Here is a 20802-nt window from a genome sequence, read left to right on the forward strand (position 1 = left end):
TTGGAGTATTCGGAAGGAAACGGAATTTTTCAGAAGGAGACTAAGGGGTCTTTTGGTGAAAAAAAGCTGTAAGATGGGTGGGGTTAGCTTATAGAGAGCTTATAGGAAGCTTATACGAATCTTGGACGATTGGTATAGAAAGGGTATATAAATAGTTGATTGATAATATAATACAACAGCGCTAAAAATGTTAAAAACGGGGTTTCGAGGCGAAAGAAAAGGGAAGAGGTGATAGGCCTTAGGCCATAGGCAGTAGGGAGGAAACACCCCCCTAGCCCCCTTCAAAGGGGGAATGTAGTGACGGGGAGGCGAAAGAAACCTCTCCCTTTACACATACCCAGCTGTCGCTGGCTACCTTCAAAGGGGGAAAATGTAGCGAATCATTTATTCGGTAAGCCCCCGAACCCCCGAAGGGGACAAGCTGGAAAAGAAGACAAACCTCCCCCTTATCACATTCTCCGCTCTCGCGAGGCATATACCCAGCTGTCGCTGGCTACCTCCAAAGGGGGAATGTAGCGATGGAAAAGGGGGAATTAGGAAATGAGAGAATTAGTAAATTAGAGAGAGACTCAGGGAGAGCTGTCGGACAGGGCAGAGGGGGCGGACTTATCTAACGAGTGATTTGCTTATTAACAAATTGGCTAATTGACAAATTTTTCATATCTTTGCCCAAACTTTTAACTCATACCTCTTAACTGATAACTAAATAAAGTGAACGAATTAAACTTAGAACTTACTGACGTGAGTGCCCAAGTGTTTTGTGGCGAAGACGAAAATAATATCAAATACATCAAAACGCTCTTCCCGAAGCTGAAAATCGTAGCACGGGGGTCTAAACTTATTGTCTTTGGCGAAGAACATTTGCTAAAAGATTTTCAGAAACAAATGGAAAAGCTCATCGCCTATTGCGCGAAATACAATCGCTTAGACGAGCGCACTATCGATAGTATTTTTTCGGCTACTAATACTGAGAAGAGCGAAAAAGTGCGCGAAGAGGACGTTATTGTGCACGGCGTGAATGGCAAAATCATACGTCCGCAAACCCCCAATCAAGTAAAATTAGTAGAGCTGATGCACCAAAACGATATGGTATTTGCCGTAGGACCTGCCGGTACGGGTAAGACCTATGTGGGCGTTGCCTTAGCCGTAAAAGCTCTTAAAGAAAAACAAGTGCGTAGGATTATCCTCACTCGTCCGGCAGTAGAAGCAGGCGAGAATCTCGGCTTTCTTCCTGGTGACCTCAAAGAGAAACTCGACCCCTATATGCAACCCCTCTATGATGCCTTGCGCGATATGATTCCGCACGAAAAACTCAACGCCTTTATTGAGGCAGGAATCATAGAGATTGCGCCTCTTGCCTTTATGCGCGGACGCACCTTAGACAACGCCTTTGTAATCCTTGACGAGGCACAGAACACCACCCACGCCCAAATGAAGATGTTTCTCACCCGTATGGGGCGCAATGCCAAGTTTATGATTACTGGCGACCCTGGACAAATAGACCTACCCCGCAAAGTATCTTCTGGACTTAAAGAAGCAATGCTTATCCTTCAAAAAGTACGGGGTATCGCCTTTCTTCACTTAGACGACAGAGATGTTGTGCGTCACCCACTGGTACGCAGTATTATAGAGGCTTATAAGACGATTGAGAACAACGAATAGACGTAGCACGACAAGCATTTTTTGCAGTATAAACTTTGAAGTTTGATGTAGCTTGTCGTGCTACGACCTTTGGCAAAGTTTTTTACTTCTTATTCCAACCTTTTTGAAAATTCTTCGTTTATAGAGCAGAAAGTGAAAGATATTAGCTTTCTTCTTTAAAAAATAATCAAGAAAAGATAATTGATAATCAGCGTAATGAAAAAATAATGATATCATAACGCTATTTTTATGGTACTTTGTATTGCATAATACTTTTATTTGTTATATCTTTGCGCCGTGAAATTAATTAGTTTACATTTAGTAACCAAAAACCATACAAACAATGAAAAAGATTATTCTATCACTGCTATTGGCAGTAACGGTAAATGGCTTTGCACAATCTTCTTTTAAAGGAACCTTGTTGAATACTGAAAAAAAGCCTGTGAGTGCTGCCAATGTACTCCTAATGACTCTCCCCGACTCTACCCTCGTAAAAGGGGCAATAAGCAATCAGCGAGGTGTTTTTGAACTACCCAATGCCGCTGAGGGTAAAAAGGTGGTTATCAAAATTACGCATTTGGAATATCAAACGGTGGTGTTTACGCCCTCGGGGAGCAACTTGGGCACCATTGTTTTGACTCCTGCTACCAATCAGTTAGGAGAAGTCGTGCTAACAGCTCATCGCCCGATATTAGAACAGAAGGGTACGCGCATCAGTACCAATGTGGCGCAATCGACCTTGCAGAACCTCCCCAAAGCCGAAATGCTTATCAACTTCTTGCCTGGGGTGAGCACTTCCTACACCGGTGGAGGTTATGAGGTGTTTGGCAAAGGCAATCCTATCTTCTACATCGATAACCGCAGGGTGCGCAATTTAGATGAGGTGAATCAGCTATCGCCCAAAGATATTGAGAGCATAGAGCTGGAAACCCAACCTGGTGCAGAACACGACAATACGGTGGGTGCGGTAATCTATATCAAACTGAAAAAGAAACAAGGTGATGGACTGAGTGGGTCGGTTGAAAATGAAAACTATGTGTTAAAAAAAGGAGCTATGATAACTACTTGGCTTAGTCTCAACTACCGCAAAGGCAAAACCGACTGGTTTACTACTATAGGCAACTTCAACAACTTCAACAAGAAAAATTTCGACCTTTATCAGGATTTGCAAGTGCATACCCAGAGCAATGATTGGCGGGTAACAAGCGACGAAACTAACAGGAGTAATGCCAAAGGAATAAATGCTAAAATAGGGGTAGCTCACGAGATTTCGGACAAACATTCCATAGGCGCAAGTGTGAGAGGGAGTGTAGAACCTTGGGTAGGACACAGGTTTAGCACCCAAGAAACCGCTACGTTCAAAAATAACCTCCTTACTGCCAAAGGGCTCAATGAATACGACCGCTTTAGCCAAGATAAAAAGTTAGGCATTAATGCCTATTACGAAGGTAAACTCACCGATAAACTGAAACTGCAAACCGATGTAGATTATATCGGTCAGCGTTCCGATAACACTTCCGATGTTGTGGAGCGCAACCTCCTAAGTGCTACCTCTCGTAACGTGCACACCCATTCCGACGCTGCTTCCGATTGGTGGGGACTCAAAACTACTTTCTTGCAAACCCTTGGCAAGGGCGCTATAAACTATGGCGTAGAGGTGAGCGACCTGCATCGCACTGAGGACTATACAGATAATGTGCTTTCGGCTTCGGATATTAAGAATACCGAAACGCGTTCGGCTGGTTTTGTGAGTTTCTCTTACCCTATTAAAAAAGTGAATTTGAAACTCGGTACGCGTTACGAGTACGCCGACTTTGGTTATTACGAAAACGGACAAAAAAGTCCCGTAAAAAGCAAGACCTACCGCGATTGGTTGCCCAATATTTCTATCGCATTCCCTTGGAATAAAACTCAACTGACCTTTAGTTATGCACGCAAAATCAAACGCCCAGCTTTTTATGAGCTCAGCGATTACAACACTTATAGTTCTCCTTTCTTGTACAATCGCGGAAACCCATATATTGTGCCTCAGCTTACTGATGAATGGAATGCCTTGGCTACTTATGGTCCTATTTCGGCTTCGGTAAGTTATTCGAATATTCACAAAGGTATCTATTCCGATTACCAACTCTCAAGCATCAATCCCGATGCCGTTGAGAAAACCCTTCGCAATTACGACGATTTTAGCGAACTGAAATGTGTGCTCAATGCACAAACCCAAATAGGTAAATGGATGCCTAAACTTACGCTCACTTATAAAAAACCTTTTGCTAACAATGTGTTTTACACCAATGAAGGTAGATTTATGGTAGAAATGATGAACCAAATTACTCCTACTGAAAATTGGTTAATCTTGGCGATGTTTATTTATATGAACAAAGGTTCAAACCGAGAAGTCTACGCCTACAAGGATATGAGCGGAATAGTCGTAGGGGTAGCCCGTATGTTCTTCCACCAATCGCTTACGGTGTATACCGTAATTTCCGACCCTTATAACGGTCTCAATGAGCACACACGCGTACAAAATCCTTACATTAGCAATAGTACTGCTCAGAATTACAGCAATATAAGTTTTAAAGTAGGACTGAGTTACAATTTCAATACCACCCAAAGCAAGTATAAAGGACAAGGTGCGGGAGAAGAAGAGAAAAACCGCTTGTAATGAGAAAATGAGAGAATGAGGAAATTAGAGAATGAGGAAATGGGAAAATGAGGATTGTTAGTTTATTCAACATTGCCCAAGTTTGAAACTTGGACAAAGTTTGAGATGAAAAAGCGATAGTTGGGACTGTTAGGAGTGTTCGAAAGGAAACGGAAAAGTTCGGAAGAAGGGAAGTAGGGTTTTTGATGAAAAAAGGCTGTAAGAAGGGTGGGGTTAGCTTATAGAGAGCTTATAGGAAGCTTATACGAATCTTGGACGATTGGTATAGAAAGGGTATATAAGTGATTGACTCATAATATAATACAGCGATACAAAAAATGGAAAAATCGGGGTTTCGAGGCGAAAGAAAAGGGAATAGGTGATAGGCCTTAGGGCATAGGCAATAGGGGGAAGTATGACGGAAAAGGGAAGAAATGACGAATGACGAGAGACGAATGACGAGTGGTGATGTGGATTTCCTTCAAAGGGGGAATGTAGCGACGGAAAAGAAGAAAAAAGCAGAAAACAATTGTTAAAAGGTAGTATATTTTTGAAATCAAAAAAAATATACTACCTTTGTGCTTTCTAAGTTACGTTAGTTATCATAATACTATTTTTGCTAACGTTACTATTATTAGCATTTTCTCGAAGAGTGGGAGCACAAGCGATGTTTCTCATTACCTGTTGATGACTATGAGGAACAAAATGAGCGAGACTGATGAAAACAATATATTTACTCACTGTACTATCCTTGTTAATAGGTTGTTTGAGTGTACAAGCACAAGAAAAAGAAGACGCTTTATTAATACCCGTAAAGCTTCCTTATTGTAGTATATTTGATACCTCAGCAAGAAAAATGGTAGATAGGACGGTGAAAGAATGTTTGGACTATTGGGTAGTAATGCACTTTGAATATCCTGAGAAAGCTCTGAAATGGGGCGTACAAGGGCAAGTGGTGCTTGATATAGTGATTGATAAGCAAGGGGTTCTAAAAATTAAAGGGGCTGAAGGAGGCGACCCTATATTGGAAAAGGCTGCGATAGGCCTGTTTAAGAACTTTCCACCTATGTATCCAGCTAAGAATATCAAAGGGGAGGCTGTGGATTGCTATTATAAGTATCCTATTAATTTCAGATTAAAAGATTAGTAATTATGAACACAACTGCACAATACATAAAAGATTCTGAAGGGAATGACATTTTAGCTGTTATTCCTATGGAAACCTATAATGAATGGCGTTTTGAGAAGGCTGATTTAAGTAATACTCAAGAGATTCCAGAATGGCATAAAGAGATTTTAGATGAAAGCTTAAAAGAATTTGAAGAAACTGGTGAAGCAGAAGACTGGGAGGTTTTAAAACTAAAATTTAAACAGAAATATGGCTTCTGACACATTTAGAGTAGGAAAAAGAGCTGAAAAAAATCTATCAAAGATATTAGATTATTATACTGATATTGATGAAAAATTAGCTAACCGCTTCTTCCAAGAGATAGATAAATGTTTTGAATACATAAAAGATTAGCCTTATATGTTTACTAAAAGATATAGGGAAATCAGAGTGTGTTTTACCAAAGTATTCCCTTATGGGATTTATTATGTGATAAAAGTTACGCCTAAAAGAAAAACAACAACAATAACAGTGATAAATATTCTGCATACAAGCAGGAAAGTAAGATACAAAGAATAACAATCGTGAATAAAGAACATTTAAAACAATTAGAAGCTGAAAGTATTTACATAATGCGCGAAGTAGCGGCGCAGTTTGAGCGTCCTGCCTTGCTTTTTAGTGGTGGTAAGGACTCTATTACCTTGGTGCACTTGGCAATGAAAGCCTTTGCTCCTATGAAGATTCCTTTCCCTTTGGTACATATCGACACGGGTCATAACTTCCCCGAAGCTCTTGAATATCGCGATGCCCTTGCTAAACGCATAGGTGCGGAACTGATTGTGCGACAAGTAGAAGACACCATTAAAGCGAAAGGACTTACCGAGCCCAAAGGTAAGTTTGCTTCTCGTAACTGGTTGCAAACGCACACTTTATTAGACACTATTGAGGAATTTCACTTCGACGCCTGCATAGGAGGGGCGCGTAGAGATGAAGAGAAAGCACGTGCCAAAGAGCGCTTCTTTTCAGTAAGAGACGAATTTGGTCAGTGGGACCCTAAGTTGCAACGTCCGGAGCTGTGGAACATCTACAACGGTCGGATACAGAAAGGCGAAAACGTGCGGGTGTTTCCTATCTCGAACTGGACGGAATTAGACGTATGGAATTATATTCAGCAAGAAAAAATAGCACTTCCTTCTATCTATTTTGCGCACAATCGCGAGGTGATTGAGTACGAAGGTAGACTTATTGCAGTGTCGCCTTTTATCCAGATAGATGAAAACGATACTATCCTAAACAAGCGTGTGCGCTATCGCACGGTAGGTGATATGACCTGTACTGCTGCCGTAGAGAGCAATGCAGCGACTCTTGAAGAGGTGGTGAATGAGATTACTGCTTCACGTATTTCGGAACGCGGTGAGACCCGCATAGACGACAAAGTAACGGAAGCAGCAATGGAAGACCGTAAAAAAGGAGGATATTTTTAATGATTAGTAGTTAGTGGTTAATTCTGATATGGAGAATTGCTTGTCGTGCTACGACTTTGGTCAGGTTTTTGTATGACCAAAGACAATAACTAAAAAACAAGATTACGAATGAGAAAAAGATTTTTATTTACAGCCTTAGCACTTTTCTTTTTGGCAACTGCGGAATCCTTTGCACAAGCGTTACAACGCCATAACCTTGTACCTGAAATTAACTTACCACAGCCTAATGGTGAAAAGTTAGCGTTATCTTCGTTACGTGGTAAATATGTGCTAGTAGACTTTTGGGCTTCGTGGTGTATGCCTTGCAAGAAGGAAAACAAATACCTCAAACAAGCGTATAAAGAGTTCAAAGGGAAGAATTTTGTAATTCTATCAGTATCGATAGATAGACCTAAGGATAAAGACGCTTGGCAGGACGCTATCAAAATAGAAGGAATGGTGTGGCATAATGTGTGGGACAACGATGGCAAAACCGCTGAGAAATATGGGGTAACGAGTATCCCTGCGCCTTTTCTTATAGACCCGGAAGGAAACTTATTGTCGCAAGGAGATAACCTAAGAGCTAATGATTTAATGAAAACGCTGAAGAAATACATCAAATAGTCGGAGCGCGACGGGCGTTTTTTGTTATATTAAACTGACGTTAAAAAAATATATAAAATATTTGCAATGAAGAAAATCAAGTTTATGATGCTACTGAGCGTAGCAATAGGATTGGGGAGTTGCTCTACCAATACCCAAGCGGTATATTGGGTAAATAGCTCCCAGGTAGAAAGCAGTGCAGGGGCTGGCAAAATGCAATGCTTGCAAGTGTACAAAGGTGATAATTTAAGTAAAGCACAATGGGAGGCTTTTTGTGCTCCTATTGAAGGTTTTACCTTTGAAGAAGGCTACTTTAAGAAGATAGAAGTAAGCGAAAAACCGCTGAAAGACGTCTCCGCCGGTGCACCAAATATTGCTTATACTTTGGTGCGCGAAATAGAAAAGGTGAAAGACTCTCGGTTTGATTTGCAAGGCGAATGGAAACTGGTGAGTATGGGAGGAATGGTTATCACCCCTGAGGCACAGCCTACATTAAAACTCAATATCAGTGAAATGAAGGTGAACGGCTCTGACAGCTGTAATACCTTTATGGGAAGTATTAAAACCCTCACCGATAAAGAACTTGTATTTGGTGATTTAGCTTCTACACTAATGCTTTGTGGAGAAAAAATGGAGGTTGCTGATGCTTTTGGTATGGCTATGCAAAAGGTAAGACAATACCAACTAAAAGGAGACCAACTGTTGTTTACCGATAAACAAGGAGGCGTACTCCTTACTTTTGCAAAGAAATAGTTGTTTCAATTATTAAAAAAGAAAGGCTGTGCAGAACGCTCTGCACAGCCTTTCTCAATTATATTGGTGTTTAACTAATCTTCTTCTTCGTCATAGGTATCGGCTTCATCGTATTCCTCTTCAGAATACTCAGGTTCTACTGCCTTTTTATCTTTAGCCTTAGTACTCTTTTTACCTTTTTTAGGATTAGAAGAGAGTTCATTGTGTTTAAGCCATTCGCGTAGTTCTACTTCTATTTGTTCAGCTATTTCTGGATTGTCGTTAAGCATTGCAATAGAGGCATCACGTCCTTGACCTAATCGGGTGCCTTTATAGCTATAAAAAGCACCGCTTTTATCTACGATATCAGCCTCAACGCCTAACTCAAGAAGTTCAGCAGACTTAGAGATGCCTAAGCCAAACATAATATCGAAAGTAGCGGTTTTAAAAGGCGATGCTACTTTGTTTTTAACTATTTTCACCTTGGTTTTATTACCGATGATTTCGCCATTGCTGTCCTTAATAGCAGCACTTCCTTGAGGCCCTCCGTCTTTACGGATATCTATACGCACAGAAGCATAAAATTTAAGTGCATTACCTCCTGTAGTAGTTTCGGGATTCCCAAAAGTAATACCTATTTTATCACGCAACTGATTGATGAAAATAACGATACATTTTGCTTTGCTAATACTACCGGTGATTTTGCGTAAAGCCTGAGACATTAGTCGGGCGTGAAGCCCCATTTTAGAGTCTCCCATTTCGCCATCAATCTCACCTTTGGGAGTAAGTGCAGCCACCGAGTCGATTACTACGAGGTCTACTGCATTGGAACGAATAAGAGCATCGGCAATTTCAAGGGCTTGTTCACCACTGTCAGGCTGAGTAATCAATAGATTTTTAACATCTACACCTAAGCGTTGTGCGTAAACAGGGTCGAAAGCGTGTTCAGCATCGATAAAAGCAGCTGTCCCTTTAGCTTTTTGTACTTCGGCGATAGCGTGCAGTGTAAGGGTGGTTTTACCAGAAGATTCAGGCCCATAAATTTCGATCACGCGTCCTTTAGGGTATCCACCAACGCCTAAAGCGGCATCGAGCCCGATAGAACCCGTAGAGTAAACTTCTACGTCTTCGACAGGATTATCGCCTAAGGCACGCACAGTTCCTTTGCCATAGGTTTTGTCTAATTTTTCTAAGGTGAGTTTTAGAGCTTGTTTTTTAGCCTCTTCTACACTCATTTCCTTGTTATCTTTTGTTGTTTTAGCCATTTTATACTACTTGTTTTAATAGGGCAAAGATACAAAATCTAATGATAAATACAATAATGTAGCGTAATTATTTTAGTTTTTCATTATTATGATGACGGTCGTGGTCACGTTGTGTTTTTTTTAGCATCTTCTTATCGAAAGCCTCTTGCAAGTCAATCCCTGTTTGATTGGCTAAGCAAAGTACTACAAATACTACATCGGCGAGTTCTTCGCCTAAATCTTTGTTTTTATCACTTTCTTTCTCGGACTGTTCTCCATAACGGCGAGCTATAATACGGGCAACCTCTCCTACTTCCTCAGTGAGCTGTGCCATATTGGTAAGTTCATTAAAATAGCGAACACCGTGTTCTTTTATCCAATTATCAACTGCTAATTGTGCATTCTTGATATCCATAGTTTACAAATTTATTTTCTATTAAAAAACTGCTTTAAAAGAGCATTGCTTTTGATAGCAACGCTCTTTCAAAGCAGTTTAAAGAATATTTCTGTGAATTTAAAATTAGTTTGTCCACATATCTTGCTCTCTGTCGCGAATTTTCTCTTTAATTTTGTCAGCTTCTAACAATTGGAAGAGTGCATTATCAGGAAGGAATTCCTTGATTTTTCTGTCGCCGTATACATTCGCTTCTTTAAATATCACGGAACTGAACATTCGTGCATTTAAAACGTGGTCGAAAGAGACAGGGCGAGCATCATTCTTCCTATTAAAGGTTTTCGCTTCGTGCAAAATATCGCGTACTTGCGGATAGAATACCCAGAATAGAGGTACTAATGCCGACATAGTAGAGTCATCAGAATCTATAAAGTTTACGTCGGGAGCTACAGGAGCTAACGCGAGCAAACGATATTTTAATTCACCTTGGCGTTTGTCGAAATACCAAATACCTCTGATGTGGTACTGAGCGATATCTGCAGACTCTAAGTTTCTATGAGTTACATATTCAGGAGAAAGAGCTTCACCTGCGTTAAGTTGCTCATAGCCTACATCTAAAGTATCTACCTTTGATAGTGATGCTTCTATTGACTCTGCTGTTTTTGTTTGAGTAAAATAAGAATCTACATAGATGTCTTGAATTTTGCCATTTTTGATGTTCTTTAAAAGTACATCATACAATGAGCGACGATAAGCATCTATTTCCAAGGTATCAGTAGGGAAAAGGAGAGGAAAGTTAGCTCTTTCGTTGAGGTCGATTACTTCCCATACCTCTACTGACCAAAGGATATCGCGGTCGTCCACATAGCCATAAGGTAGTGGTTTGTCATTATCAGCTTCTATTCGCGCTTCAGATTTAACACCTATTTCGCTTGCTACTTTTGCGTTTAAGATGTTTACCTGAGCTTTGGAGAGCTGAAATGCAAATACTGAAAGCAATAATAATATTATATTTTTTACGTGTATAATAATGGTTTGTCTTAGTTTGTTATTTCAACTACGATTGGTGATACAGGAGGCAATCTGAGCTCAGAGTTACCGATGATACTTGCTTTCACGTCAAATATCTGAATTTTATCACCACGTTTAGCTCTTAGAACAGCTGCTCTTGCTTGTTCGTTCATTCTGCTACCTTTCACGTATACACTTGGTTGTCCTGGAATGAACACTTTAAATTCATTTACTTGTAGTTTCAAGTCGAAGTCGAAGTCTTCCAAAACAGCCATCACTGGCATTACAGATACGTTTGCTTTTGGTAATTTAGCGTTTCCAATTTGTCCGCCCAAGCTGGTTACAGCACGTGGGATATTTTTAATACGGAACATTTTAGAAGAGCTGAATTTTTGTCCTGCAAGCTCACCTGTTACGTGAATAGTAACTTCTCTACCTTGTCCTGGACGCATTACCCAAGCACCACTACCACTCGCTTTAGATAAACCAGGTGCTGATGCTGAAATTTTGTTATCAGGAACACCAGGCATAGAGATAGTGATAGGGTTAGCAACACCACGATACACTACGTTCATCTTATCAGCTGAAATAACTGCTGAGTTTGGTTTAGGAATTACAGAGAAAGATTGTGCTACAGGTACAGCAATACGTTTTCCGTCTTGGTCGAAGTACAAGTTACCTGTGATTTTGTGGTCACCTGTATTACCTGCTGAAATGTTTAATTTCACACGACCATCTTCAATGGTGTATTCACTTGTTCCTAACTTTCTACCGTCGATAGCGATGTCTACTTCATTAGGACGTGTAGTAGCGTCTTTTCTACCCAATACGATAGAACCATCGAATTTCTCACCTTGGTAATACGCTCCTTTACTTTGCTCAAGTAAAGTTGTATAGTTAGTCATTGAAACTTGTGATTTCAAGCTACCTGCCAAAGCAGTATCGAAAAATTCTTGTTGAGTAGTTAAGATGTCTGACTGCATCATTGAGAGTTTTGCTAAAGTTGCAATATAAGGGAACCCTTCAAAGTTAAAGTGTAACCATTTTACAGTTCTACCTTCTCTATCTTTTACGTCGTCAGTATTAAAGTTTACGCTTACTTTATCGGCTAAAGCTTTATAAGCTGGATTATCTCCCAATACTTTTAATACTCCTTCGCGATAGGTTTTCATTTTTTCAATGAATTCACTTGCGTGAGCTTTAGCTTGTGCTCCCTCAGCAAAGAAATAATTGTCAGTAAAATCTGACTGATCCATTGCCTGATAGTTTCTTTGATTTACAGGAATGTCTTTTTGACCAATTACATCTTCTACTTTGGTTTTAATATCTTGGATATAGCTGTACAATCCATCTGATAGTTCCTTTATTTGTTTGGATTGTTCATATATCTCACCATATTGAGCTTGATTCTCATTTGCTTTATTTGCTAATTCGGCTAAAGCATTAGATGTGCCTTCATTAGCTCTTTTGTTTGATGATTCAAACTTTTGATTCACTAACCCGAATGCATCTAGTACTTGCTTGCCCATATTCAATGCGATCATCGCAAGGAATACTAAGTACATCAGGTTAATCATCTTCTGTCTTGGACTTAATTTTCCACCTGCCATAAGCTATTTTTTTAATAAGTTAATAAATAATTACTCTTATCGTGCGCCGCCCATTGCAGATAACATTCCTCCATAGATAGTGTTCAAAGATCTTAAGTTGTCTTTAAACGTAAGCATTTGCTGATTTAATGAATCTAAGTTATCAACAACACCTGCTTGTGCAGATACTTGTCTTTCTGTTCTTTCTAATTGTAATTTGTAAAGGCTGTTTAATGACTCTAAATTTGATGCTGCTGCTGAAAGCTCTTCACCATATTTGTGAGTAGCCACCATTGTATTAGCCACTGGAGCGATTTCTTTACTTGCTTCTGCGAAGTTTTCAATAGATCTTCCCAATGAACGCATCATATTCGCATCAATACGAGCCTCTGCTAAAATACCATCTAATTTTTGTGATAATGATTCTCTAAGAATCTTATCTTCTCCTGACTGTAAAGCCAAAGCTCCTTGGCGTCCTGATGGAGCACCTCCTTTTAGCTCAGGATAAACCAATGACCAATCGAACTCTTCATCTATTGGTTCAAAAGCTGAGAAGAAGAAGACGAATGCTTCTGTTCCCATCCCTACTGCTAACAATACGCCACCGCTGATACCTAAGATATCCACGTGCAAAATTTTGGCTAAGGCACCGATAATTACAACTGAGGCACCTATACCATAAACCATATTAAACAATTTCTTTGTTGATCTACTTCCTGCCATAAGACTTTTTTTTATTTGTTAAATTTATTAGTTAATTTGTTTGATTTTTCTTTTAATTCTATCTGTATCCTCTTGCTGATTTAGCCTGTTGTTTGTCGCTGATACCCATAAAATCTTGTACGGTACGGAACCCTATATAACTACGGGCTGAGTCTTGGTACTCATAATCACGAGTATTTACTTGCAACATAAAGGCAACGTCTTTCCAAGAACCTCCACGTATTACTTTACGGTGATTCTTGTCATCAAGTACGTTAGGATTCATTGTAGACATATATTCATATGAATTGGGGTCATATGAGGTGTTTGTCCATTCTGATACGTTACCTGCCATATTGTAGAGGTTGTAACCATTAGGTTCGTACGACTTAGCTTCTACGGTATAGAGTGCATTATCAACAGCATAGTCACCACGCATTGGTTTAAAGTTTGCAAGAAAACAAGCTCTATCATCATAGGTATAAGGACCTCCCCAAGGATAAGTACCTCCTGGCAGACCACCACGTGCTGCGTATTCCCATTCCGATTCAATTGGCAAACGGAAAGAGTTTACTGTGTAATCACCTTTTGATTTTTGATAAGAGTTTTTGTTAAGAGTACGCCATTCACAGAAGGCTTTGGCTTGAATCCAGCTAACGCCTACCACAGGATAGTCGCCATAGGCTTCGTGCCAAAAATAGTCGTTGTGCATTGGCTCGTTATAAGAATAGTTGAAGTCGCGAATCCATACAGTAGTATCAGGATATACTTTCACGATTTCCTCTTTGATGAAGTCTTTACGGTTACCGCGAGTACGAGCGGCTTTATCCATATCAAGCCATTGATATTTAAACTCGAACTTCTGAACGTCCATAATGCGTTTGCCGTTGTAAGCTTCTTCTTCGGGCAAATACATTTTGTCCATTACTTCCGAGTAGTATTCATCTGGGAATTTATTAGTGTCCCAAATAAGTGCTACTTTCTTGTTCAATTTTCGTGCTTTTTGGTCGCCATATGTGTTTTGAAGATACTGCTGATAAGCATTCATCTTCTCGGTGTTCGCATCTAAGTATGCGTATTCACCGATACCTCCACTACCTTGGGTCTGACCGGTTTGTTCCGCCATTTCAGCTAACTGAGTACGGATAATTGAATCGCGAACCCAATTCACGAACTGGCGATACTCACTATTTGTGATTTCGGTTTCGTCCATATAGAACGACCCCACGCTCACAGTTTTCACTGGTGCGTTAAAACTCGCAGTTTTATCATCATCGGAACTACCCATAATGAAAGAACCACTCGGAATAAGCGTCATACCGTAAGGAGCGGGCTGTTTCCAGCTCTTCCCCTTAACACCTACAAGCTCTCCTTTGCTGTCGCCACCGCCACGCTTACACGCAGCTAGTACTAATAGTACAAGTAGCATTACAAATATTCTTCTTGCCATAAACATTGTTTAAATTCACATTTAATTAGGGCGCAAACGTACGCATTTATTTTATACACACAAAATTTATTCAACAATATTTTTCAATAACCTACAAACTTTAACACTATTTTTACATTTTAACCCCTTTTACCCCTTGAAATGTAAAAAAAAAGTAAAAGAATGAGTTTACTTTTTACCCTATTTAATACTTCTTTTGTAAACACTTTTGGCTACTAAATAGTATAAAAAGCTGTGTAATATTGTTACGAAGCTATTTTCCTTTTTCCTCTCTCCTACTCTTTATCGGAGTGTTTTAATCCCCATATTCCAAAGAGTGAATGCTTGCAAATCGGCGTTTTGCTCTATAGTTTTGCTCACTGGTGTCCCTGCTCCGTGTCCTGCATTGGTCTCTATTCGTATAAGAATAGGGTTGTTGCCCGTTTGTTTTGCTTGCAATTCCGCAGCAAACTTAAAACTGTGAGCAGGTACTACTCTATCGTCGTGGTCTCCTGTTGTTATAAGGGTAGCAGGATAAGCTACTCCTTGTTTTACATTGTGTAAGGGTGAATAGGCTTTTAAGTATTCAAACATTTCTTTGCTATCATCAGATGTACCATAATCATAAGCCCAGCCCGCTCCTGCAGTAAAAGTGTGATAACGCAACATATCGAGCACGCCTACTGCGGGTAAAGCTACCTTAAACAGGTCGGGGCGTTGTAACATAGTGGCTCCTACCAAGAGTCCTCCGTTAGAGCCTCCTCTGATAGCAAGGTATTGGGGAGAGGTGTATTTCTCTTTTATAAGATATTCAGCAGCTGCTATAAAATCGTCGAACACGTTTTGCTTTTGCATCTTAGTGCCTGCATCGTGCCATTGTTTACCATATTCCCCCCCTCCGCGTAAGTTAGGAACAGCATATACCCCCCGAGTTCCAACCACACCGCATTGGCAACACCGAATGTAGGCATCAAACTGATGTTGAATCCTCCATATCCATATAATAAGGTAGGATTTTTACCGTTGAGTTTGATTCCTTTTTTATAGGTAATCATCATTGGTATTTTAGTGCCGTCTTTAGAAGTATAAAATACTTGCTTAGATTCGTAGTGAGTGGCATCGAAAGCAATAGCGGGTTTCCAATAGAGTTCAGTAGCTCCTGTTGCCAAATCCATTTTGTATATTTGGGTAGGATATGCGTAATTGGTGAAACTAAAATAGGTGTGTGTTTCATCTTTTTTAGCATAAAAACCTCCCGCACTACCTATACTGGGGAGCTTCACTTCGCGAATGAGTTTCCCCTCGTAGTCGTATTGTTTTACCTGAGAAAGAGCATCTACCATATATTTGGCAAATAGATATTTGCCTGCGGTAGTAATACTGAGCACATTCTTGGTTTCAGGAATAACATCTTGCCAATGCTCTGGCTGTGGATTTTTAATGTCTACTTTCACTAAGCGACCGTTAGGCGCATTGATATTGGTTTCTAAAAAGAGCGTTGTGCCTTGGTTATTTACAAATCTTGTATCTCCATCGAAGTTGTTGGTAATAGTTACCAAAGAAGATTTAGGATTAGATAAATCTTTTACAAATAGTTTATTACCTGAGGTCGCATTGGCAACCGAAATGAACAGATATTTCCCGTCATTGGATACTGTGCCCGACACATAACGATATTTCTCAGCTGGTGTGCCACCAAAAATGAGCTTATCACTCTTTTGAGACGTGCCGAGTTTGTGATAATAAAGTTTGTGTTGGTCAGTTTTTGCTGATAGTTCACTCCCTTTGGGTTTGTCGTAGCTGGAATAGAAGAAGCCTTCATTGCCTTTCCACGCGATACTACTAAATTTTATATCTACTAAGGTATCACCTATTGCCTTTTTAGTTTTCGTATCGAGCACTATCCCTTTACGCCAATCGCTACCGCCTTCTGAAATGAGATAAGCTACTAACGAACCATCTTCGGAGAAAGCGATGTCTCCTAATGAAGTTGTTCCGTCCTTAGAAAAAGTATTCGGATTTAAGAAAATTTCTTCTTTGCCTTCTTTATCTTTGCGATAGAGCACCGATTGGTTTTGTAAGCCATCGTTCTTGTAATAATAGGTATAATCACCTTCGGTAAAAGGAGCGCTCAGTTTCTCATAGTTCCAGAGTTTTTCGAGTTTCTCTTTTATTGCTTGTCGATAAGGTATTTTAGAGAGATAACCAAACGTAAAATCGTTTTGGGCTTTTACCCACTGAGCGGTTTCAGCAGAACGGTCGTCTTCGAGCCAACGGTAAGGGTCAGCCACCTGAATGCCAAAGTAAGTGTCGACGGTATTATCCATACGTGTTTGAGGATAGTTCATCTTTTCGTCGTTAGTGTTGTTAGGGTTTTGGTTGCAGGCTACTAAAAGAAGTAGTGCTGCAGGAAATAACTTGTGTTTCATATTCAATTACTTTTATTAAACTAATATAGTTTTATCTTCTTAGGGTTGTCGTCTTTATTAAAGAAATATAATATTCTTATATCCTCTTGATTTATCTTAAAGAATATGATGTACCGATTTAGCACAAATACTTTGCGGATATTCTCATAGTCTGTTGGAGTACAACTATATGGATTTTCTGCTATAAAAGATAGTGCCTTTTCAGTTTCATTTATAATTCTTTCGGCATAAGCATAATTTTCTTTTTCATCTATCCAATAAATTATCTCTTCGTTGAACTCAATTTTTGCAGTATGCGTCCAATTTATTTTCTTTTTCGTTGGCATAACAATTCTCTTGCTTCTCGCATTACTTCTTCATTAGAAACAACTAAGCCTAAGGCTTCTTCCTTGAGAGCCCATTCTATTCTTTGACGTTCTTCCTCTGTAAGTTTTTCTACCTTTCCTTCTATTTCAGGGGTAGGGGTATAAGATTTTTTTGTTAAAACTTCTGTTCCCATTTTTCAAAATAATTCTAAGTATTACTTCTATTTAGTGCGTTTTACAATACGATAGTGCTACGGGGTCTGAGGGGGAATGAGAGGTTAGGTCTTTAAATGCAAACGCCGTACTTTTCACTCTTAACTAAAAAAGGGTGCCTAAAAATATTGCTATTTTTAAAACACCCCATATTCTTATTTAGTTATAAAATCTCTCAGCTTAGAAGAACAAAGCTACCCCGATACCAACACCGAAGTTGCCTATTCTCGTTTCTGCTTTATTGTCTTGTTTGTTCTTCAAGTTCATATAGTCATAACCTACATAACCTGTAAGAGCAGCACCTTGGTTTACAAAGTAAGCCATACCTCCTTTTACTCCTAATGCCAATCCTCTTTCTTTATCACTATTATTATCTCCTGCTGAAGCCCAAGCATATCCTACTTTTGCTCCTACAAAAGGTGCTAAGTTGCCACCGATAGGAAAATAATAATGTGCATTAGGAGCTATAACAAACGCAGAAGTTGTTCCCTTTGTTTCTGAACCTGCTACAGGTTTTACTTTGGTAGTAGTACTTTGGTACTCTAAACCTAAACCTACTGCTAAATTATTAATTACAAAATAATTTAAATTAGGTACAAACTTAAATGTATTTTGCGTTTGTACATTACCTGATGTTCCGTCATAACGAGGTGTTTCTTTAACAGAGTTAAATGAAAGAGCCAAGTCAGAGCCTACCATCCAGTTTCCTTTTTCAGTTTGTGCATATGTAGCGCTCGCAAAAGCAACTGCTACGATTAATAAAAATTTTTTCATACTATTCTATATTTTTATTGTTATTAATAAGGCAAAGGTACAACTTATTTTCGAATGTGCAAATTTTTTTAAAGAAATTTTTCGTTTTGTTTTATCTTTTAGAATGGTTATACCATAACGTCTGTTCAATATGTAATTCTAATTATTAATCTCGTTTGCTGTATACACTTTGCCAAAGTTAATCGTCCGCCGTGCTACGGCTACCCGTGTGTCCACACCTGTCCAACAAATCTAACCAACAAAATGAGTCACATTAGTAGATAGCAACACTATAAACTCGATCAATGTTCAATTATAATTTAATTAACCTTCATTGTAGAGCCACTGTAGACCCACTGTAGACCCACTGTAGACCCACTGAAAACCCACTGCGGTTCCGTCTAAAGTTTATTTAACGCCTATTCAAAATCTACAACACCGATTCACAATTACGTTTGCATCACAATCCGTGTAAATCCAGCAACGAAGTTGCCCATACGTGCCCATCACATTTGTCAATTATCAGTTATCAATTGAAAGACTTTCCGTGCAATCCGTGAAATCTGTGCGAGACATTTAAAACAGTAAAGCTGTTTATTTGTTTGATTTTCTAAAGATTTGTGCAAATCCAGTAACGAAGTTGCCCATTCGTGCCCATCACATTTGTCAATTATCAATTGAAAAACTTTCCGTGCAATCCGTGAAATCTGTGCGAGACATTTCTGTTTATTTGTTTGATTTTTTTGAGATTTGTAAGATTTCTGTAGCGTAAGCTACACCTTTATTACACCCAACCCGCTCACATTTGTCAATTGTCAATTATCAATTGTCAATTGAAAGACCTTCTGTAGTGTAAACTACACTTTTATTACATCAACTAAAAAAGGGTGTCTTAAAAAATATCGCTACTTTTTAAAACACCCCATACTTATAATTATGAAGGATTTTCTACTTAGAAGAACAAGGCAACACCTATACCTACACCCAAAACACCCTCTTTGGTTTTGCGTTTAGTGTTTTCTGTATGCTTTAAAGAAAAATGGTCATACTCTGCATAAGCTGTAATAGCAGCTCCTCGGTTTACAAAGTAAGCAAGACCTGCTTTACCACCTACTACCAATCCTCTCCATTCACCAGCACCAATCCCTGAGGGATTTTTTCTACTTGTAAAACCTACTCTTGCCCCTACAAAAGGTGCTAAATTTCCTCCCACAGGGAAGTAGTAGTGCATATTAGGTGCAATTATAAGGGTATTTGTTTCCGTATCCCAACTACTATTAGCTCTTTTGTCTCTTGAGTGTTCATATCCCACTCCTAACCCTACTGCTAAGTTATTAACCACAAAGTAGTTAAAGTTAGGTGTGATTTTAAAAGTAGTTATGGTTTGATCCATATATTGTACCTGATCATCTTTCTCCACTACATTTTTAGATTGAAATGAAAGACCCAAATCAGCGCCTACCATCCAGTTTCCTTTTCCGGTTTGTGCGTAGGTAACAGTTGCAAAAACAACAGCTACCACTAATAAAATTCTTTTCATACTGTTCATTTTTTGTTTTTAATTAAGGCAAAGATACGAAATAATTACGAATTACAAAATACGAATTACGAAAAAAATGCTTTTTCACTTTTCACTAATGGCAAAAAACTACCATATCTAATTCGTTTTCAAGACAAAAAGCGATGTTCTCTTTTAGTCCCATAATATGTTCATAACTATAGCCTTTGTCTCTTCTTCCTCAGTTTCGCTTTTAGAGCCAAAAATAGCTTTTATCTCTGGAATTTTTACTCCGTATAGTATCCCATAGGTGAGTGGTTTTTAAAGAAAGGACAAAGATAGTGTTTTTATAAAGAGAAGGACAAAAGTATAGTTAGTAAATTCAAGAATAAGTTGTATTTTTGCCAAATAAGTAAATAGATATCAAAAATATGCAACACTGGATATTGACCTCTGCACAAGAGTTTTACGCAAATGCTAAAGATATATTGGACAAGTGCCGAGCCTCATTCTATATAGAGGTAGGAGATGGTAAGGGAGGATATAGGCAAATTCTTATCACCCGAGAGAATGAAAGTGCTATCTCTTCGATAATGTTTGAAGGGATAGAGGGTTTTACCTACCGTCAGTTTATCATTGTCTCTAGCCCTGATGTTACCATAGATACTGAAAAATGTATTTATGATCAAGATATACTGCCTTATGTTATAGAAGGTACGGGAGGAAGAGAAACGGAAGACATTATAGAGTGTATTTACTTGCGGATGATTCTCATCACCAAACTAATGGACGCTTCGGCTAAGTGTCTTTATAAGAAGTTGTATAAAAATTTAGAAGCTAATCCTAACTTTCGTAAGGGATTTCATCAAGGCTCTTCTATGCACAAAAACGCATTGTATGATCTAAGAACTATCCATAAGACCAAGCGATTTGAGCTTAACAATCCTTTATCTATTCTAACGATAGAGGAAAGAGAGGAGTAAAAATATTTTTAAGTTAAAAAACAACAAAGGCTGTCGCAAATTTACTTTGTGACAGCCTTTTTGT

General features: G+C 39.0%; 19 protein-coding genes and 1 pseudogene. 9 read left to right on the forward strand and 11 right to left on the reverse strand.

The window, feature by feature from the left end; genetic code table 11:
• Positions 1-711: 711 nt before the first annotated feature.
• The 8 genes from HW278_RS05395 to HW278_RS05430 all read left to right on the forward strand — a co-directional run bounded on the left by HW278_RS05395 (position 712) and on the right by HW278_RS05430 (position 8209).
• Positions 712-1662, forward strand: coding sequence for a PhoH family protein (locus HW278_RS05395; protein ID WP_178977165.1), 951 nt, complete (start codon positions 712-714; stop codon positions 1660-1662).
• 322 nt (positions 1663-1984) lie between these two features.
• A complete protein-coding gene (locus HW278_RS05400) occupies positions 1985-4303 on the forward strand; it encodes an outer membrane beta-barrel protein (RefSeq protein ID WP_178977166.1) in 2319 nt (772 codons plus the stop codon).
• 697 nt (positions 4304-5000) lie between these two features.
• Positions 5001-5429: an energy transducer TonB gene (locus HW278_RS05405; RefSeq protein WP_178977167.1), complete on the forward strand. Its 429-nt coding sequence runs from the start codon at positions 5001-5003 to the stop codon at positions 5427-5429.
• Positions 5430-5434: 5 nt separating this feature from the next.
• The gene (locus tag HW278_RS05410; protein ID WP_009420581.1) at positions 5435-5671 is read left to right on the forward strand and encodes a hypothetical protein; all 237 of its coding nucleotides are present in this window, start codon (positions 5435-5437) and stop codon (positions 5669-5671) included.
• Complete coding sequence (locus tag HW278_RS12495; RefSeq protein ID WP_255493796.1) at positions 5661-5804, forward strand: hypothetical protein; 144 nt, start codon at positions 5661-5663, stop codon at positions 5802-5804. The genes HW278_RS05410 and HW278_RS12495 overlap by 11 nt, the downstream gene beginning before the upstream one ends.
• A gap of 170 nt (positions 5805-5974) precedes the next feature.
• Positions 5975-6874: a sulfate adenylyltransferase subunit CysD gene (gene cysD / locus HW278_RS05420; protein ID WP_002674358.1), complete on the forward strand. Its 900-nt coding sequence runs from the start codon at positions 5975-5977 to the stop codon at positions 6872-6874.
• Positions 6875-6982: 108 nt separating this feature from the next.
• Positions 6983-7477, forward strand: coding sequence for a TlpA family protein disulfide reductase (locus tag HW278_RS05425; RefSeq protein WP_009418499.1), 495 nt, complete (start codon positions 6983-6985; stop codon positions 7475-7477).
• A gap of 66 nt (positions 7478-7543) precedes the next feature.
• On the forward strand, positions 7544-8209 hold the full coding sequence (locus HW278_RS05430; protein WP_178977168.1) for a DUF4377 domain-containing protein: 666 nt from the start codon (positions 7544-7546) through the stop codon (positions 8207-8209).
• Between the two features lie 74 nt (positions 8210-8283).
• Here the strand turns inward: HW278_RS05430 and recA are convergent, their stop codons facing one another.
• The 11 genes and pseudogenes from recA to HW278_RS05485 form a co-directional block, all read right to left on the reverse strand.
• Positions 8284-9453: a recombinase RecA gene (gene recA, locus HW278_RS05435; RefSeq protein WP_178977169.1), complete on the reverse strand. Its 1170-nt coding sequence runs from the start codon at positions 9451-9453 to the stop codon at positions 8284-8286.
• A 67-nt stretch (positions 9454-9520) separates the two neighbouring features.
• Positions 9521-9847 carry a nucleotide pyrophosphohydrolase gene (locus HW278_RS05440; RefSeq protein ID WP_002674362.1) on the reverse strand — a complete coding sequence of 109 codons (327 nt, stop codon included), beginning with the start codon at positions 9845-9847 and terminating at the stop codon, positions 9521-9523.
• A 105-nt stretch (positions 9848-9952) separates the two neighbouring features.
• Positions 9953-10852 (reverse strand): gliding motility protein GldN, encoded by a 900-nt coding sequence (gene gldN / locus HW278_RS05445; RefSeq protein ID WP_009410502.1) that lies wholly within the window; start codon positions 10850-10852, stop codon positions 9953-9955.
• A gap of 14 nt (positions 10853-10866) precedes the next feature.
• Entirely contained in the window at positions 10867-12447 is a 1581-nt protein-coding gene (gene gldM / locus HW278_RS05450) for a gliding motility protein GldM (RefSeq protein WP_111972092.1), read from the reverse strand.
• A 36-nt stretch (positions 12448-12483) separates the two neighbouring features.
• The gene (gene gldL / locus HW278_RS05455; protein WP_002674368.1) at positions 12484-13149 is read right to left on the reverse strand and encodes a gliding motility protein GldL; all 666 of its coding nucleotides are present in this window, start codon (positions 13147-13149) and stop codon (positions 12484-12486) included.
• A 58-nt stretch (positions 13150-13207) separates the two neighbouring features.
• The gene (gene gldK / locus HW278_RS05460; RefSeq protein WP_002674370.1) at positions 13208-14584 is read right to left on the reverse strand and encodes a gliding motility lipoprotein GldK; all 1377 of its coding nucleotides are present in this window, start codon (positions 14582-14584) and stop codon (positions 13208-13210) included.
• 276 nt (positions 14585-14860) lie between these two features.
• Positions 14861-16986, reverse strand: a pseudogene (locus HW278_RS05465) (prolyl oligopeptidase family serine peptidase).
• Between the two features lie 20 nt (positions 16987-17006).
• Positions 17007-17312 (reverse strand): type II toxin-antitoxin system RelE/ParE family toxin, encoded by a 306-nt coding sequence (locus HW278_RS05470; RefSeq protein WP_053581308.1) that lies wholly within the window; start codon positions 17310-17312, stop codon positions 17007-17009.
• Positions 17291-17485, reverse strand: a complete 195-nt coding sequence (locus HW278_RS05475) for a hypothetical protein (protein WP_053581309.1) — start codon at positions 17483-17485, stop codon at positions 17291-17293. Before HW278_RS05475 ends, HW278_RS05470 begins: the two co-directional genes overlap by 22 nt.
• Before the next feature lie 199 nt (positions 17486-17684).
• Positions 17685-18278 (reverse strand): outer membrane beta-barrel protein, encoded by a 594-nt coding sequence (locus HW278_RS05480; protein WP_009422379.1) that lies wholly within the window; start codon positions 18276-18278, stop codon positions 17685-17687.
• Positions 18279-19209: 931 nt separating this feature from the next.
• The gene (locus tag HW278_RS05485) at positions 19210-19806 is read right to left on the reverse strand and encodes an outer membrane beta-barrel protein (protein WP_016478304.1); all 597 of its coding nucleotides are present in this window, start codon (positions 19804-19806) and stop codon (positions 19210-19212) included.
• A 380-nt stretch (positions 19807-20186) separates the two neighbouring features.
• Here HW278_RS05485 and HW278_RS05490 point away from each other — a divergent pair, with 380 nt between their 5' ends.
• Positions 20187-20738 carry a hypothetical protein gene (locus tag HW278_RS05490; protein WP_178977170.1) on the forward strand — a complete coding sequence of 184 codons (552 nt, stop codon included), beginning with the start codon at positions 20187-20189 and terminating at the stop codon, positions 20736-20738.
• Positions 20739-20802: the final 64 nt, after the last annotated feature.

The sequence above is a fragment of the Capnocytophaga sp. oral taxon 902 genome (genome assembly GCF_013394735.1).
Classification (GTDB): Bacteria; Bacteroidota; Bacteroidia; order Flavobacteriales; family Flavobacteriaceae; genus Capnocytophaga; species Capnocytophaga ochracea.

Bases quoted from the DNA above. Each gene is read 5' to 3' on its own strand.
- HW278_RS05400 (WP_178977166.1), top strand. From the start codon at position 1,985: ATGAAAAAGATTATTCTATCACTGCTATTGGCAGTAACGGTAAATGGC.
- HW278_RS05405 (WP_178977167.1), top strand. From the start codon at position 5,001: ATGAAAACAATATATTTACTCACTGTACTATCCTTGTTAATAGGTTGT.
- HW278_RS05410 (WP_009420581.1), top strand. From the start codon at position 5,435: ATGAACACAACTGCACAATACATAAAAGATTCTGAAGGGAATGACATT.
- HW278_RS12495 (WP_255493796.1), top strand. From the start codon at position 5,661: ATGGCTTCTGACACATTTAGAGTAGGAAAAAGAGCTGAAAAAAATCTA.
- HW278_RS05425 (WP_009418499.1), top strand. From the start codon at position 6,983: ATGAGAAAAAGATTTTTATTTACAGCCTTAGCACTTTTCTTTTTGGCA.
- HW278_RS05430 (WP_178977168.1), top strand. From the start codon at position 7,544: ATGAAGAAAATCAAGTTTATGATGCTACTGAGCGTAGCAATAGGATTG.
- recA (WP_178977169.1), bottom strand. From the start codon at position 9,453: ATGGCTAAAACAACAAAAGATAACAAGGAAATGAGTGTAGAAGAGGCT.
- HW278_RS05440 (WP_002674362.1), bottom strand. From the start codon at position 9,847: ATGGATATCAAGAATGCACAATTAGCAGTTGATAATTGGATAAAAGAA.
- gldM (WP_111972092.1), bottom strand. From the start codon at position 12,447: ATGGCAGGTGGAAAATTAAGTCCAAGACAGAAGATGATTAACCTGATG.
- gldL (WP_002674368.1), bottom strand. From the start codon at position 13,149: ATGGCAGGAAGTAGATCAACAAAGAAATTGTTTAATATGGTTTATGGT.
- gldK (WP_002674370.1), bottom strand. From the start codon at position 14,584: ATGTTTATGGCAAGAAGAATATTTGTAATGCTACTTGTACTATTAGTA.
- HW278_RS05470 (WP_053581308.1), bottom strand. From the start codon at position 17,312: ATGCCAACGAAAAAGAAAATAAATTGGACGCATACTGCAAAAATTGAG.
- HW278_RS05475 (WP_053581309.1), bottom strand. From the start codon at position 17,485: ATGGGAACAGAAGTTTTAACAAAAAAATCTTATACCCCTACCCCTGAA.
- HW278_RS05480 (WP_009422379.1), bottom strand. From the start codon at position 18,278: ATGAAAAAATTTTTATTAATCGTAGCAGTTGCTTTTGCGAGCGCTACA.
- HW278_RS05485 (WP_016478304.1), bottom strand. From the start codon at position 19,806: ATGAACAGTATGAAAAGAATTTTATTAGTGGTAGCTGTTGTTTTTGCA.
- HW278_RS05490 (WP_178977170.1), top strand. From the start codon at position 20,187: ATGCAACACTGGATATTGACCTCTGCACAAGAGTTTTACGCAAATGCT.